Here is a 14,006-nt window from a genome sequence, read left to right on the forward strand (position 1 = left end):
GTCGCGTTCCTCAGGCGTCCACGCCGACTGCGTCGGCGACACTCGCAAAGCCATCCCGCCGCAGCAGCGCGGCGAGGTCGCGCTTCAACGCCGGCACCAGGGCGGGGCCGGCATAGGCGAAGGCGGTATAGAGCTGCACCAGGCTGGCACCGGCCTTGATCCTCTCCAGCGCATCGGCCCCCGAGGCGATGCCGCCGACGCCGACCAGCAGCAGCCGGCCCTGGGCCAGGCGGAAGCATTGCCGCAGCACGGCGGTGGCGCGGTCCCGCAGCGGCGCGCCGGAGAGGCCGCCGGCCTGGCTGCGGTTGGCGCCGCGCAGCGTATTCGGCCGGGCGATGGTGGTGTTCGAGATGATGAGGCCGGAGACGCCGTAGGAGACGCAGGTCTCGACCAGCGGGCCGAGCGCGGCATCGGCGAGGTCGGGGGCGATCTTGACCAGCACCGGCGGGTTGCCCGCCTGGTAGACCGCGCCGATGCCGGCGAGGATCTGGGCCAGGCGCTCCTCGCCCTGCAGGTCGCGCAGGCCCGGGGTATTGGGCGAGGAGACATTGACCACGACGTAGTCGGCCTGGGGGGCGAGTGCGGCATAGAGCGCGGGGTAGTCGCGCTCGGGGTCGGCGCCTTCCTTGTTGACGCCGATATTGGCGCCGAAGGGGGCCGGCAGCGGCCGCGGCAGGGCGGCGAGATGGCCGAGATAGGCATCCAGCCCGCCATTGTTGAAGCCCATGCGGTTGATGACGGCGGCATCCTCCTCCAGCCGGAACAGCCGGGGGCGCGGGTTGCCGGGCTGCGGCCGGGGGGTGACGGTGCCGGCCTCGACGAAGCCGAAGCCGAGCCGCATCAACGGCAGCACCGCCACCGCATCCTTGTCGAAGCCGGCGGCCAGGCCGATCGGGTTGGCGAAGCGGAGGCCGAGGGCCTCGGTCGCCAGGATCGGGTCGGGCTGGTCCCCGTCGCGGCCGGCGAGGCCGGCGGCCAGGCCCTTGAGGGCCAGGCCATGCGCGGTCTCGGCATCCAGGCGGCGCAGCAGGGGCGTGACGAGGGATGCGAGGCTTGGGGTCATGGCCCGGGTGTGTGCCCGACCGGACGCATGTTGGGAAGGCGCGGTTGACGCTGCGCACCAGGGCCGCGACAACCGGGGGAGAAAAATACCATGGAGGTAAGCGCGTGAAGGGTCCGGCGCTGCTGCTCGCCGGCATCGTGCTGTTCAGCGTGAACGACGCCAACAGCAAGCTGCTTTCCGGCCATTACGGCATCGGGCAGGTGATCTTCCTCCGCTACCTCATGCTGCTCCCGGCCTTTCTGGCGACGCGGGCGCTGCTGGCGGGGCTCGGCCGGCCCGGCTTCGGCGGGCCGCTGGCGACGCGGCATCCCCGGCTGCAGGCATTCCGGGCCTGTTCCATGATGGTCTCGGCCGCGGGATTCTTCCTCGGCTTCCGGCACCTGCCGCTGGCCGAGGGCTACTTGGTCTTCTTCACCGCGCCGCTGCTGACGCTGGTCCTGGCCGCGGTCTTCCTGCGGGAGCCGGTGCCCCGCATCGCCTGGGTCTGGTGCCTGGTCGGCTTCGGCGGGGTGCTGGTCTCGGTGGCGCCGAAGCTGGGCGGCGAGGGCGGACCGATCATCGGCTACGTGGCGGTGCTGGCCGGGACGGTGGCCTTCGCGGTGAACCAGACGCTCAACCGCAGGTTGCGGACGGAGCCGGGGCTGGTCGGGGTGATCCTGTGGCCCAGCCTGGTCGGGCTGGCGCTGTTCGGGCCAATGGCGGCGGCGGACTGGGTGCCGGCGCCGCCGGGCGACATCCTGCGGATGCTGGCGAATGGCGTGCTGGCCGGGGGCGCGGTGATCTGCACGGCGGCGGCCTACCGGGCCTCGGACGCGGCGCGGCTCGGCCCCTGGGGCTTCGCCGCGCTGCCGGTCTCGGTGGCCTTCGACCTGGCGATCTGGGAACGCTGGCCGGATGCGGCGACCCTGCTCGGCGGCGCCGTGGTGGTGGGTGCCTGCCTGATGAGCGAGCGGGCGCGGCGGCGGGCGCTGGCTCAGGCGATCCCGGCAGGGAAGGCATGGGCGCCGTCGGCACCCAGCGGCAAGGCCACCACGCTGCGCACGGCGGAAAGCGGCAAGGCGCCATAGAGGTGCGGGAAGAGGCCGGGGCGGCTGCCGGCCGGCTCCCAGCGCAGCGCCTCGCCCAGCGCTGCGGTTCCGACCGCGACCAGCAGCAGGTCGGCCTCGCCGGCGCGGTGCTTGGCGGCGCTGGCGCGGATCTGCGCGGCGTCTGAGAAGTGGAGGAAGCCGTCGCGGCGGTCGTCGGCGCTGCCATGGTAGGCGCCGGCGGCTTCGGCCGCGCGCCAGTCGGCGGCGCGGACCATGGTGTAGATGATGTCGTCCATGGCGACGCAGCTTAAAGCATGTCGCCCCGGATGGAGACACCTCACGGCCCGGGACATGCGCCGGTTTCGCCGCTCTCCCGCTGGCCGACCGGAGTCAGGCCGAGAGCCGGTAGAAGACCAGGCCGCCGACTTCCGCGGTGGGAATAAGGCCGATGGCCCAGCCGGGCATCTCCGCCGCATCGTGCCAATGGGTGGCGCCGAGGGTCGGGTCCGGCAGGGCGCCGGCGGCGGCGCGGCCGGCGATGCGACGGCAGACCTCGAACAGCAGGTCGGGCCGGGCTTCCGGCAGGGCGCCGCCGCTGGGCACCGATCGGTCGCGCAGCACCGCCAGCAGCGCCTTGCGGTGCGGATGGCGCGGATTCCAGCAGCCGAAGAGGAAGGGCGCCCGGCAGACCGGCGGCAGCAGCGCCGCCCAGCCGGCGGCCGTCCCGCCCGGGGCGCCGCCGGGGGCGAAACGGGCGCGGGAGGCGGCGCCCTCGGCCGCGAGGCGGGCGCGGTTGACGACCAGGGCGGCGAGCGCCTCCAGCGCCCGCACCGGGCGGTCCCCGGCCTCGGCGCGGAGGGTCAGGGCGAAGATCTCGGTGGCGGTCATGCGTCCTCTCCTCCACGGTCGCGGCTGCGGAAGGCGCCGACGTGCTTCACCTCCTCCAGCTTCTCCTCGATGCGCAGCAGGTGCTGCGACAGCCGGCGGTCCACGTCCCGGATGAGCGAGAGCGGGACGTAGCTGCGGGCCACCTCCAGCTTGAATTCGGCCAAGTCGTCCCGGGTGCGGGCGACGGCGTCGCTCTCCCGTTCCGTGGTGCGGTCGATACGGTCGTGCAGGTCGCGGCGGAGGCCGTGGACCATCCAGAACAGGGCGGCGACGATCGGCGCTTCCACTGCGCTGATCCACCAGGTGGGTTCGATCTGCATCGCGGCTCTCCATGCCTCCTTGAAGCGGCGTGCCGGGACGACCACCCTCGGAGGCGGCACCGGGACGCGATGAACACGTGACGAATTGGAACGAGCCCTATCTCGAGACCTGCTGCCGCGCGGCGCTGCACCGGCTGTCGCTGGTGGGGGCCGGCGGAAGGCCCGATGGGCTCAAGGACGGGCCGTGCCTGGCCCGATTGCAGGGCATGGGCCTGGCGCGGCTGAGGTCGGACGAACGCTACGAGCTGACGACGGCGGGCTTGGACCGCCATGCCAGCGAGATCCTGCACCGGAAGAAGGCGGGCTAGCCTCTCCCCGCTGGAGGCGGACTAGCCTCTCCAGGGCAGGCTGCGGGGCGCCGGGACCGCGGCCGGCAGGCGGACCGGCTCGGCCAGCAGGCAGCCGGCCAGGGCGTCCAGCGCATCGTCCCGGGCATTCACCGCATCGGGGCGCCAGGCCGCCATCTCCCCGGCGAAGGGGGTGCGGAACACCGCCTCATGCGCATGCAGGCGGCGGGCGGCGAGTGCCGGCTCCAGCGCGGCGAGGATGCGGTCCGCCTTGGCGCGGCGGCTGGCATGCTCGATCACGCTGCAGGGGGCGCCGGCCTGGGCCAGTTCCCGCCGCAGCAGTGCCGGCAGGAAGCGGCCGAGCCCGTTGGTCTCCACCCGGATCGCCGGCAGCAGCAGCTCCCGCGCCAGGCTGGCGACGGCGCGGCATTGCTGGGTGGCCGGATCGGTGGCGCTGTCCGGGTCATGCGTCAGGTAGGACAGCCGGTGCAGGTAGTGGCGGCCCTCGCCATCGGCATAGGTGGCGGCGAGGACCGAGGCATCGCCGCTGCCGGGGCGGCCATAGGCCGGGTCCCAGAAGCCGCCGCCCGAAAGCAGGCGATGGCCGAGCAGGGAAAGCTGGGCGCGGCCCCCGGCCTCCCGGTACTCCGGCTCGGCCGCATAGCGGATGATCAGGGCCGGATCGAGCCGCAGCGCAGCCTCCGCGACCGGCTGCAGCATCATCTGCCGGGTGAACTGGGCTTCCCCGGTGCGGCGGCGCAGGGCCTCGACCGCCTCCGTGGTGAAGCGTTCGGGCCAGGCGCTGTTGCCGGCCGCATCCAGCAGCGGCAGCACCAGCCGGCGGTAGCCGCGCAGGAAGGCGGCCGGGTCGGCCGATGGCAGGTAGAGCGTATCCGCGCAATGCGGCGTGCCGACAAACAGGATGCAGCCATCCGGCACCAGCACGAACTCCGTCTCCGCCAGCCGGGTGCGCAATTCCTCCCGCTTGGCGATGCTGTCGCAATTGCCGGCGACCTCGACATCGTCGCAGATGATGAGGTCGGCCCGGGCGCCGGTGATATTGCCCCCGAGGCCCTGGGCCAGCATCGAGGGGTCCCGCAGCACCGCATCGCGCGCCACGGTGAAGCGGTCCATCGCCCAGGCCTCCGCATGGCTGGGCAACAGCGTCTGGCAGAGCGGGTGGCGTTCCAGGATGCGCCGGACCTGCGCCACCATCTTCACCGCCAGCGGCTGGTCCGCGGCGAGGACGAGGATGCGGGTCTCGGGTGCCCGCAGCAGCCGCCAGGCGCAGAACAGCCCGACCAGGGTGGACTTGCCGCAGCCACGGAAGGCCATCAGCAGCAAGCGCAGGTCCCGCGCATCCCAGCGCAGCTGCAGCCAGCGGGCGATGCGCCGGTGCGGCGCCGGCATTCCCTGCTTCTGCGTGGCATTCCAGATCCAGACGAACTCGAGGAAATCAGCATCCGGGGCCTGCATCATCGGCATCGGGCTCCTCCTGGGCCTGGGGCGGCATGCGGGCGCGCCATTCGGTGATGGAAGCGGCGACCTCCCTCACCTCCTCCGCCGTGCCGGCGTCGTTCGCCAGCTTCAGCACCTGTTCGAGATGCGCGAGCGCCGCCCGGGCCGCGGCGTGGCGGGCGGCGAAGAGCTTGGCTTCGCCATCATCCGCGCCGCCGGCGATGAAATCCTGATAGTCGCGCAGGATCAGCTTCGCGGCCGTCGGCAGGTCCTGGTCCCCGCGTGGCCTCCGCCTGGGTGCCATCGCCGTCAGAGCCTCGGCTTCACGGCGCGCAGGAACAATGTTCCTGCCCCCAGGGTGATCGAGCCGCCGCTGATGTTCTGCGCGGTGACACGGACCTGGTTGGTGCCGGCGGTGCCGCCGACCGCGGCATGGAAGACGACGCCGCCGTTCTGGAAGCCGCTGGCCTGGGCGAAGCCGGCCCGGACGAAATCCCCCTGGCGAACGCCGGGCAGGGTGACGTCGAGCGTGGTGGTCGCGCCGGCGGCCAGGGCGGGAAGCGTCCAGGCGACATCCGTGACGGTATATTCCCGCTTGCCCCAGGCGCGGCTGCCGCCGAACAGCAGCCGCGGGGCATGCAGGGCCGAGGTATAGAGGCGCAGCGCGCGCAGCACCGCGGCGGCGGAACTGCCGCGGACGCCGATGGCGGCGTATTGCGCATCCGCATGCAGGGTCACCCGCTGCAGGCGGTTCAACGCCAGGCCGCCGATCAGCGCGTCCAGATCGGCATTGCCCTCCCACCAGTAGGAGGGCGCGCCCTGCATGACGCTGTTCATGTTGGAGAAGAGCAGCGGGCTGCCGCTGCCGAGCACGGTCTCCGACCCGTCGAACTGCATCGCCATGGGGCGCAGGCCATTGCCCTCGGCCGCGATGAAGAACTCCTTGCATTGGCTGCAATCGACGACGAAGGCCAAGGCGCGGGAGGTCGGGATGGTGACGTCGTCGGCATTCAGGGTGAAGAGGTTGAGGCCGGGGAAGCAGAAGCCGTTGAGCGTGGAGGGCGGCCCGGAGGGATTGCCGGAGAGCACCGCGAGCTGGTCGAAGCCGATGCCGTCGCCGACCGAGATGGACTGGCGGAAGGCGATGGCGCGCAGACTCTCCGCCGCCGCCACCAGGCGCGGACTGCCGATGGATGCGGCGGCCTGATGCATGGGCACCACGGTGCCACCGGCGCGCGTCGCGCCCTGGTAGTCCACCGCGCAGCCGAGGAAGCCATAGGTGCCGACATAGGCGACTTCGTAGCGCGCATCGCTGAAGCCCGCGGTATGCCGGGCGACGAAGGGCGAGCAGGCCTCCATGCGGATGCCGGTGGCCGTCAGCGCACGGCCATCCACCTCCAGCAGGAAGGGAATGGCATCGACCGTGCCCGGCGTGCCCTGGCGCTGCAGCTCGAAGGCCGGGCCGATAAAGAGATGCGCATTGTGCAGGACATAGGCCCCGGCCGCGGCAGAGAGCCGGATGCCGAAGCGGGCGAGACCGGTATTGGTGCCGCTGGAGCAGGCGAAATGCCCGCCATGGTGCCGCAGCGAGTTCATCCAGGCGCTAGCGGTGAGCGTGCGCAGGTCGAGGCCGATGCGGTTGTCGATGATGCGGCCGTAGGTGAGGTCGCTGTCCTCGCTGCCGCGCGCATCGCCGATGACCTGCACGCCGATGCTGAAGCGCTCCGCCCGGGCAACCTCGACCCGGCAATTGTCGAGGTTGCGGAGCTGGATGCCGATGTCGAGGTCGCTCGACCAGTCGCTCTGCGTCGCCCGGACCACGCCGAGGCCGAGGTAGCGCTTGTTCTGGTTGTTGGCGCTGCCGGCATCGCCGAGGGTAAGCGCGATGGTCCCGATCGGGCCGGCGTAGAGGATGGTGCCACGCATCAGCAGGCCCGCGGCAGCGCCCGGCAGGTGCAGCGGGATCGTGCTGCGGAAGGTACCCTCACCGATCTCGAGGAGCTTGCCGCTGGCGGCGGCGGCGGTCATCGCCGCCTACAGCGCGGCGCCGTCGTCCGTCACGCCGTCGCCGGTCGCGCCGAAGTCGCGGGCGGAGAGATGCTCGGCCAGCTTGTCCTCGACGGTCTGCGGTACGGCACCGGGGAAGTCGAGCGTCAGCAGCCCCTCGTCGCGGCCGAAGGTGGTGACGTTGCCCAGGCTGTCGAAGCCGAGCAGGCGATTGGCACGGCCGCTGCGGAGCGGCAGCGTGGTGGCGCCGGCCTCGGAGGGGTCGAGGTGCAGGGCATTGCCGATGCCGTCCTTGACCTCCTGCAGGATGGCCACTTGGTAGTCCAGCTCGTCGTTCAGGGTGCGGGCGCGGAGGATGCCATTGGCCTGGAAATCCGTGGTGCGGGCGACGGGCAGGTTGCGGCGCAGGGTGACGCCGCTGCCGCCGGCCGGTGCGGCATCGAAGACCACGCTGCCGCCTTCCGAAGCGCCGGCATTGGTGACGACATAACCGCCGGCCAAGGGCGCCCCGTTCAGCCGCACTTCGATATCGCCGGCGGCGAAGACCGGGAAGGGGTAGGTGAAGCTGGTCTGGACGCCGTCGGCCACGTACTGCACGCGCGGCGCGACGTCGCCGATCTTGATGTGCTCGTCCATGCTTCGCTCCAAGGAATATGCGGGTCGCGCCGCGGTTCAGTCCAACAGGTTGCGCGCGGCCACGCCGAAGGTGCGGCCGGATTGCAGCAGGGTGGTCAAGGTGCCGTCGGGGTTCAGCAGGCTGCTGCGGCCCTGGGCCATGCGGGCCTGCAACGTGGCGTTGTCCGCGCCCTGCGCCGCGGCCGCTTCCTGCGCCAGGCCGGCGGTCAATGCCGCCGCCGAACCGGCATCGGGTGAGAGGCCGCTGGCCCCGGCCCGGGCGCGGGCCGCGGCAACCGTTCGCGCCAGGGCCTGCTGGCGCTGCAGGGCCTGCTGCTGTTCCTGGGCCTGCAGGGCTTCCTGCCGCGAAGCCTCCTGCGTGGCGGTGACCTGCGCCTGGGCCTTGTTGTTGGCAAGCTGCGCCTGGGACGCGCGGACATTGCCGTAGATCGTGGCGCCGGCCCCGAGCACGGTGGCGAGCGATGCGAGTGCGCCCATCAGTCGGTGATCCTCGTATCGGTGGTGACGGAAAGCAGCGTCATCGGCAGCGGCGTATCGTCCTCGATGCGCCAGAGCGGCTTCAGCGCATCCTGCTGCCAGCCGAGCGCGCGCAGCCTGACATCGCCGGTGAAGGGCGCCGGGGCGGCATCCAGCAGGGCGGTGTTCAACCGGCGGAAAGGCACCGGCACCGGGCCGCGGCCGAGGTCGACGGCGAGCGCCACGGTCTCCAGCAGGCGGAAGGTCACCGCGACCAGCCGCAGCGGTGCGGCGCGGACACCGGCAGCGCCGGTGAGGTCGGGCGGCAACGGCTCGATCACGTGGCGGAAGGGCAGCCCGATCTGCACGTTGGTGGAGGCGGGGTCGATGGTGACCGCACCGGCGGCGACGACCGCAGCCTCGCGCGGGGCACCCTCGGCCACCACGCCGACCTTGCGGCCTTCCAGATGCGCCAGGCCGGACCAGTGGTCCTCGGCTACGGCGGCGGTGCCGGTGAGCGCCGCATCCAGCGCCAGGGCATCGTCGAAGCGTTCCAGGCGCATCATGCCGGCCCGCTCGACCACGGCCCAGACCGTACCCTCGATCTCGGCCAGCGCCCGGAAGGCGCCGTCCGTCTCCTGCCGGGTCCAGGCGGTGACCTGCTCGGCGCGATAGAGGGTGAGCGTCGCCAGCCCGCCATCCGCCATCGCCACATGCAGCAGGCGGCGGCGCTGGTCGTAGCACATGCCGACCGGGTCGCGGACCAGGTGCTGCGCCACCAGCGCGAGGTCGTTCGCCTGGTAGAGCTGCTGCAGATCCGTGTAGGTGAACTCGAAGATGCCACGACCGCTGCGGGCGGCGAAGATGGTCGCGCCATCCACGTCCACCGGCTGGACCATGCGCGCCACGATCGAGCCGACCCGGGTCTGCCGGGTGAGCTGGATGCTGCCCGGCGTCAGCGGCGCACCGGTGACCATCCATTCCGTGCCGGAGGTGAAGACCTGCAGGTGCTGGCCGGAGAAGACCGCGCGGATCGCATTCACCTGATCCGAGACCAGGCCGAATTCGATGCCCTGGTCGTCGAGCCCGGTGCCGAGGTCGAAGTTGAACAGATCCCCGGTACGGGACAGCCAGAGCCGGTTCGGCAGGTCGCGCGAGCCGCCGAGGACCAGCCGGTCCTGGTGGAAGCAGAGGCAGACCGGCCAGCCATGCGCGGCGGAGAAGGCGGCCTCGTCCCAATCCGTCGTCGCGGCAGTGGTGGCGAGCGTCTCTTCCACCGTCGCCACGGCCGTGGTGGCGGAGGCGACGCCGGTGATGACCACCCGCTTGCCGGCGACCCGGAAGCGCACGCCGACATGCGCCGCGACGAAGACCGCGGCGGAGGCGGTGAGGCTCACCGAGCCGCTGGTCGCGGATGGTGTCAGCGAGACCGACAGTGCGGCGAAGCGATGGAAGGGCTCGCCGTTGAAGGACCATTGCCCCACGGTCCAGTCGGTGTGGCTGCTGCGGGTGATGCGCTGCGGCGGCATATCGGGATGGCAGAGCAGCAAGGTATCCGCGCTCTGCGTGAAGGCGAGCTGCGGCAGCATGGCCGCGGTCCAGGGGCCGGCGACCTGGGCCACCCGGCCATCCTCGATATAGACCGACAGCAGGCCAGCGGTCAGCACCAGCAGGTAGGTCTGCTCGGTATTGAACTCGAAGGCGATGAGCTTCGCGGCGCCGGGCAGCATGGCCACGTGGCGCAGTCCGGGGCGGCGGGTGACGCCGCCGGTCGGCTGGATGAAGACGTTGCGCAGCACCCGCGCGCCATTCGCCCAGGCCCGCAGATCCGGCCGGCCGAGCAGCTCGGGCGCCACTTCGCCGGCGGTGAAGCTCGTCTTCAGGGTACGGGATTGCGCCATGGTCAGCCCCGCACGGTGATGAGGGGGAAATCGTCGAAAGCCCGTGGCGTCGCCTGCTGGCTATCGGTGCGGCGGGCGTTGCGCAGCTCCGTCTCCGCCTGGGCCAGCAGCAGTTGCGCGCGGCCGGTATTCTCGGTCAGCGGGATGCAGAATTCGGCGGCGAGCCGGGTGGCCAGGGCGGCGGCGAAGAAGGCCGGGAATTGGCTTTCGTCGGGGCGGAAGATGTAGCTGAGGATGACCTGTTCGGCGTCGCAGTGCAGTCGGTCCTCGAACAGCCGATAGACCAGGCCGCGGCCGCTGTTCGGCACGCCGGCCGAGATGGCGCGCAGGAAGTCCGCCGGAAGCTGGTAGGCATGGGCGAAATCGGCCGTCGGCCTGGCCGCGAGGCGTGGCAGGCAGGCCTGGCCGGTGGCGAAGCTCCAGGGATGCGAGGAGATCAGCGCATCCCGCGTGCCGGCGTAGAGATTGGCCGCCACCTCGGCCTCGGCGGTGCCTTCGTCGAGCGAGGCGATCGGCTGGGCGCCGATCTTCAGCAGCGCGCGCGTACACAGCGCGAGGGCGGAGAGGGCCATCGGGTGAACTCCGGCAGGTGCGAGGGAAAAGGCCCCACCCCCGGTGCGGGGGTGGGGCAGGCAGCGCTGCTATTCCTTGCAGCGCATCCGGACGACGCCGGTGTCGTCGGCCAGCACCGCGCCCTGGCTCATCATCGTATTGACGAAATGCGCGGCGCGATCGCCGTGCCAGGTCACGTCGGTCGAGATCTCGGCGGCCGCGGCGTGGCCGACCGCGGTCTTGTGGAAGAAGTAGCAGTAGCGGAGCACGCCGTTCTTCGTCAGGCCGCTGTGCGGCATCCAGGTGGCGCCGAGCCAGCGCTTGGCCTGGGTGCCCTTCCAGGGCAGCTCGTCCGGGCCCATGTACTGGGTATTGGCGAATTCCTGGATGGTCAGCAGCTCGCTCCACTGCTTCCAGCCGACCACCGCGAAGCGATTGCCGTCGTCCGGGACATCCGCATTGCCCAGCATCTCGAAGGCGAGCAGCACCTTGGCGCGGGTCAGGCCATCGGTATCCGTCTGGCCGGAGAGCGTGCCGAGCGCTTCCCGCGTGCCGCCGTCGAGCGCCGCGATGATCAGCTCGTCGGTCTTGCGGCCGAGCGCATAGGCGCCGGCATTCGCCACCACCGAGCGCTCGTCGATGTTGGTCTTCAGCTCATCCATCCGGTCGACCCAGTCGCCGGCGTAGTAGTCCTGCAGGAAGCATTCGACGTTGGTGTGGTCGATGTTCATCACCGGGACGACGCCGTTGCGCGCCTTGGCGGCGGCGGTACCCTTGCCGACCTTCTGGAAGATGGTGGAGGCACCACGGACATCGGACTTGCTGCGCACGGTGGGGCGCAGCTTGCTGCCCTGGCGCTGATAGGCTTCCTGCACTTCCGCCTGGTACTGCTTGATGAAGGCCTGGTCGATCGAGCTGGACATGGGTCGCCCTTTGCTTGCGGTTGCGGAGGCCGTGCCGCCGCGGTTTGTCCCTGGCGGGACCGCGGCGGCACGCAGCACCACGGCTCCGTCCGTTGGCCGGATGGGGTTGTTCGTGGCGGGAATGACGCGGGGGCGGGTGGCGCGGCCATCGGCGGCACGCCGGCCCACCCCCGCCGGGGCTAGGCGGCACCGGGCCGCCGGCCCCCTCGGCGGGCCGGGCGCGCAGGGGGATGCGCGCACTCGGGCCCCGCCGGAAGCGGCTATGGGTGGAGGAGGATCAGCCGCCGACCAGACGGCGGAAGCCATCGGTCACGCGACGGACGAAGGCAGGCTCGCGGGTCCGCCAGTAGCGCGGGTCGCGCATCATCGCCCGCAGCTCGGCCTCGCTTTCCTGCGGCGGCGTCACGCCATCCCGCGCCAGGCCCGGCTCCTGCGACTGCATCATCTGCTCCAGCGCCAGCACGCCCTCGGCGGTGGAGGAGAGCGCGGCATAGACCGGCCCCGGCAGCTTCGCGCGGCCCCAGGCGGCGAGCTGCGCAGCCATGGCCTTGAAGCGGTCGGGACCGCCGAAATGCGCCGTCAGCTTGTCGCGCTGGCGATTGGCTTCGAACTCGGCCGCCGCCTCGGCGATCAGCGGCAGCAGGCGCTGCGCCGCCATGTCGTAGACGAGCTGCGCCTGGTCATTGCTGAAATGTGCGGCATGGAGCTGGCCGTTCACTGCGGGGTCCGAGCAGCAGAGGTCGTGCGGCGCAGTGATGGCATAGCCGTCCGGCGTCTCGGGGATGCCCATGGCCTGGCGGAAGCACAGCAGATCCTCCGGCGCCGCGTCGGCGGCCGGCGGGGCGGCGCGCTGGGATAGCCGGCGCTCCAGCTCGCGGTAGGATTTCAGCAGCGCCTCGGTACGGAGCGTGCCGGCTTCGGCATTCCAGAACTTCTCCGGTACCTCGGCAGGGCGGGACGTGATGGCATCGGCGGGCTGCAACAGATCCTCGGGCATCGGTCAGGTCACTCCCGGTTGGGGAAAGGAGGGGAAGGCGGGGTCAGGCCTCGGCAATCTGTTCGAGAGCCCGTGGCTGGGTGGGCACCAGCACCTCCGCCGGCGCGCCGAGGGTCCGCGCGAGCCAGCGCGTCGCCGCGGCGGCATCGACCTGCGCCGCCGCGTTGCCACCGAGCTGGCCGACGGCTTGCAGGAACAGCAGGGTATTCGCCGCATCGGCGCGGCCCTGCATGCGGGCCAGCGGGCTTTCGTAGCGCAGCACCGCCTCCCGCCCGTCCAGCAGCAGGGCCGGGATCTCACCGCGGCGGCGCAGGATGCCGAGGCAGCGGGTGACCAAGGGCGTCAGCAGCTCCGTCTGCAGCCGGCCATAGGTGGCGCCGAGCAGGCGGGCGGTCTGGGCGCTGCGTTCCAGCACCTCGGTCGCGGTCATCCGGCTGTCCTGCAGGGCACCGAGCCGGTCCGCCAGCAGGGCGCCGCGGATGCGGCTGCGCAGATCCTGCAGCACGAGCTGGGAGACATCGAAGTTGCCCGGCGCGGCGAGCGGCGTCAGGCCCGCACTGCCGGGTGCCTTGGGGATGATGGCGCCGGGCACCAGCTTCACCGTCGTCGGGTTCAGCACGCCGTCATCCTCGGCCTGCCAGATGCCGGTGGCGGCGATGGAGGCGTTCTTCAGCACCAGCTCCACCACCTTGTTGGCGGTGCGGATATCCGGCAGCGCCTTCATCACCGGGCCGCGGCCATAAAGCTCCCCGGGGACCTTCAGCCAGCGGAAGGCGATGATGGGGCTTTCGGCGAAGCGGCCTTCGGCCAGCAGCAGCGGGCGGCCGGGATCGGTGGTGAGGATGGCGGCATAGCGGGTGCCGCCGCGCTCGGCCCAGATCGCCTCCAGCAGCGGATGCGGGGACGGGTCGTCACTGGCTGCGGCACGGTCCAGCTCCGCCGGCAAATCCGCACCGGGAAAGCGCCGGCGAAGCTGGGCGGCGCTGAGCCGGGCCTGGCGATAAACGGTGTCGAGCCGGCCATCAGCGCCTTCCTCCAGCACCGCGCTCCGCAGGGGCACGGCGGTGAAGCGGAAGGCCGAAGCCTCGCCCAGCGGCGCTTCCTCGACCAGCAGCACGCCGGTGCCGGCGACCACCAGCTCGAGGAAGGCCTGGTGCATCTCGACCGCGAAGTTGGAGCGGTCGAAATGGCCCTGCAGGACGACGGCGGCATCCTCCAGCGCTTCCGCCATGGCCCGGGCCTCGGGATCATCCTGCAGGGGCCGGGGTGGGGCGATGCCGAACCAGCGGGACCAGGGCGGGGTCAGCTCCGCCAGCAGCGAGGCGGCGAGCTGCTCGGCGGCATCGGCGGCGGTCGCATCGAAGAGCGCCGGGCCATTGCCGATGGCCGGCAACACATGGTCGTAGCAGGCCTGCCAGATCGGCTCGAGCGGCCGGCGCCGCTCCATCGCCGCGGCATGCCGGCCCAGGATGGTCTCGACATTCATGCGG

General features: G+C 71.7%; 16 protein-coding genes. 2 read left to right on the forward strand and 14 right to left on the reverse strand.

Annotated features, from left to right (window positions below):
- Window positions 1–10 precede the first annotated feature (10 nt).
- Window positions 11–1,063: a quinone-dependent dihydroorotate dehydrogenase gene (locus AC0IW9_RS06770; RefSeq protein ID WP_471647454.1), complete on the reverse strand. Its 1,053-nt coding sequence runs from the start codon at window positions 1,061–1,063 to the stop codon at window positions 11–13.
- Between the two features lie 104 nt (window positions 1,064–1,167).
- Here AC0IW9_RS06770 and AC0IW9_RS06775 point away from each other — a divergent pair, with 104 nt between their 5' ends.
- On the forward strand, window positions 1,168–2,130 hold the full coding sequence (locus tag AC0IW9_RS06775) for a DMT family transporter (protein ID WP_471647455.1): 963 nt from the start codon (window positions 1,168–1,170) through the stop codon (window positions 2,128–2,130).
- On the opposite strand, the gene AC0IW9_RS06780 is transcribed toward AC0IW9_RS06775, so the two are convergent.
- The 3 genes from AC0IW9_RS06780 to AC0IW9_RS06790 form a co-directional block, all read right to left on the reverse strand.
- Window positions 2,037–2,387 carry a DUF952 domain-containing protein gene (locus AC0IW9_RS06780; RefSeq protein WP_471647456.1) on the reverse strand — a complete coding sequence of 117 codons (351 nt, stop codon included), beginning with the start codon at window positions 2,385–2,387 and terminating at the stop codon, window positions 2,037–2,039. The two genes, AC0IW9_RS06775 and AC0IW9_RS06780, sit on opposite strands and share 94 nt — an antisense overlap.
- Before the next feature lie 94 nt (window positions 2,388–2,481).
- Window positions 2,482–2,979: a cell wall hydrolase gene (locus AC0IW9_RS06785; RefSeq protein ID WP_471647457.1), complete on the reverse strand. Its 498-nt coding sequence runs from the start codon at window positions 2,977–2,979 to the stop codon at window positions 2,482–2,484.
- Window positions 2,976–3,299, reverse strand: a complete 324-nt coding sequence (locus AC0IW9_RS06790) for a hypothetical protein (protein ID WP_471647458.1) — start codon at window positions 3,297–3,299, stop codon at window positions 2,976–2,978. The genes AC0IW9_RS06785 and AC0IW9_RS06790 overlap by 4 nt, the downstream gene beginning before the upstream one ends.
- A 77-nt stretch (window positions 3,300–3,376) precedes the next feature.
- On the opposite strand from AC0IW9_RS06790, the gene AC0IW9_RS06795 reads away from it, so the two are divergent.
- The gene (locus tag AC0IW9_RS06795) at window positions 3,377–3,607 is read left to right on the forward strand and encodes a hypothetical protein (protein WP_471647459.1); all 231 of its coding nucleotides are present in this window, start codon (window positions 3,377–3,379) and stop codon (window positions 3,605–3,607) included.
- A gap of 21 nt (window positions 3,608–3,628) precedes the next feature.
- Here the strand turns inward: AC0IW9_RS06795 and terL are convergent, their stop codons facing one another.
- The 10 genes from terL to AC0IW9_RS06845 all read right to left on the reverse strand — a co-directional run bounded on the left by terL (window position 3,629) and on the right by AC0IW9_RS06845 (window position 14,002).
- Window positions 3,629–5,071, reverse strand: a complete 1,443-nt coding sequence (gene terL / locus AC0IW9_RS06800) for a phage terminase large subunit (RefSeq protein WP_471647460.1) — start codon at window positions 5,069–5,071, stop codon at window positions 3,629–3,631.
- Window positions 5,043–5,348, reverse strand: a complete 306-nt coding sequence (locus AC0IW9_RS06805; protein WP_471647461.1) for a hypothetical protein — start codon at window positions 5,346–5,348, stop codon at window positions 5,043–5,045. The genes terL and AC0IW9_RS06805 overlap by 29 nt, the downstream gene beginning before the upstream one ends.
- 5 nt (window positions 5,349–5,353) lie before the next feature.
- Window positions 5,354–7,072, reverse strand: a complete 1,719-nt coding sequence (locus tag AC0IW9_RS06810; RefSeq protein ID WP_471647462.1) for a phage tail fiber protein — start codon at window positions 7,070–7,072, stop codon at window positions 5,354–5,356.
- A 6-nt stretch (window positions 7,073–7,078) separates the two neighbouring features.
- Window positions 7,079–7,687 carry a phage tail fiber domain-containing protein gene (locus tag AC0IW9_RS06815; RefSeq protein WP_471647463.1) on the reverse strand — a complete coding sequence of 203 codons (609 nt, stop codon included), beginning with the start codon at window positions 7,685–7,687 and terminating at the stop codon, window positions 7,079–7,081.
- A gap of 36 nt (window positions 7,688–7,723) precedes the next feature.
- A complete protein-coding gene (locus tag AC0IW9_RS06820) occupies window positions 7,724–8,164 on the reverse strand; it encodes a hypothetical protein (protein ID WP_471647464.1) in 441 nt (146 codons plus the stop codon).
- Window positions 8,164–10,044 carry a phage tail protein gene (locus tag AC0IW9_RS06825; protein WP_471647465.1) on the reverse strand — a complete coding sequence of 627 codons (1,881 nt, stop codon included), beginning with the start codon at window positions 10,042–10,044 and terminating at the stop codon, window positions 8,164–8,166. Before AC0IW9_RS06825 ends, AC0IW9_RS06820 begins: the two co-directional genes overlap by 1 nt.
- Before the next feature lie 2 nt (window positions 10,045–10,046).
- Window positions 10,047–10,616: a phage connector family protein gene (locus AC0IW9_RS06830; RefSeq protein ID WP_471647466.1), complete on the reverse strand. Its 570-nt coding sequence runs from the start codon at window positions 10,614–10,616 to the stop codon at window positions 10,047–10,049.
- A gap of 69 nt (window positions 10,617–10,685) precedes the next feature.
- A complete protein-coding gene (locus tag AC0IW9_RS06835; protein ID WP_471647467.1) occupies window positions 10,686–11,519 on the reverse strand; it encodes a phage capsid protein in 834 nt (277 codons plus the stop codon).
- A 277-nt stretch (window positions 11,520–11,796) separates the two neighbouring features.
- Window positions 11,797–12,516, reverse strand: a complete 720-nt coding sequence (locus AC0IW9_RS06840; protein WP_471647468.1) for a capsid assembly protein — start codon at window positions 12,514–12,516, stop codon at window positions 11,797–11,799.
- Between the two features lie 43 nt (window positions 12,517–12,559).
- Window positions 12,560–14,002 carry a portal protein gene (locus AC0IW9_RS06845; protein WP_471647469.1) on the reverse strand — a complete coding sequence of 481 codons (1,443 nt, stop codon included), beginning with the start codon at window positions 14,000–14,002 and terminating at the stop codon, window positions 12,560–12,562.
- Window positions 14,003–14,006: the final 4 nt, after the last annotated feature.

The organism is Belnapia sp. AC561 (assembly GCF_979252845.1).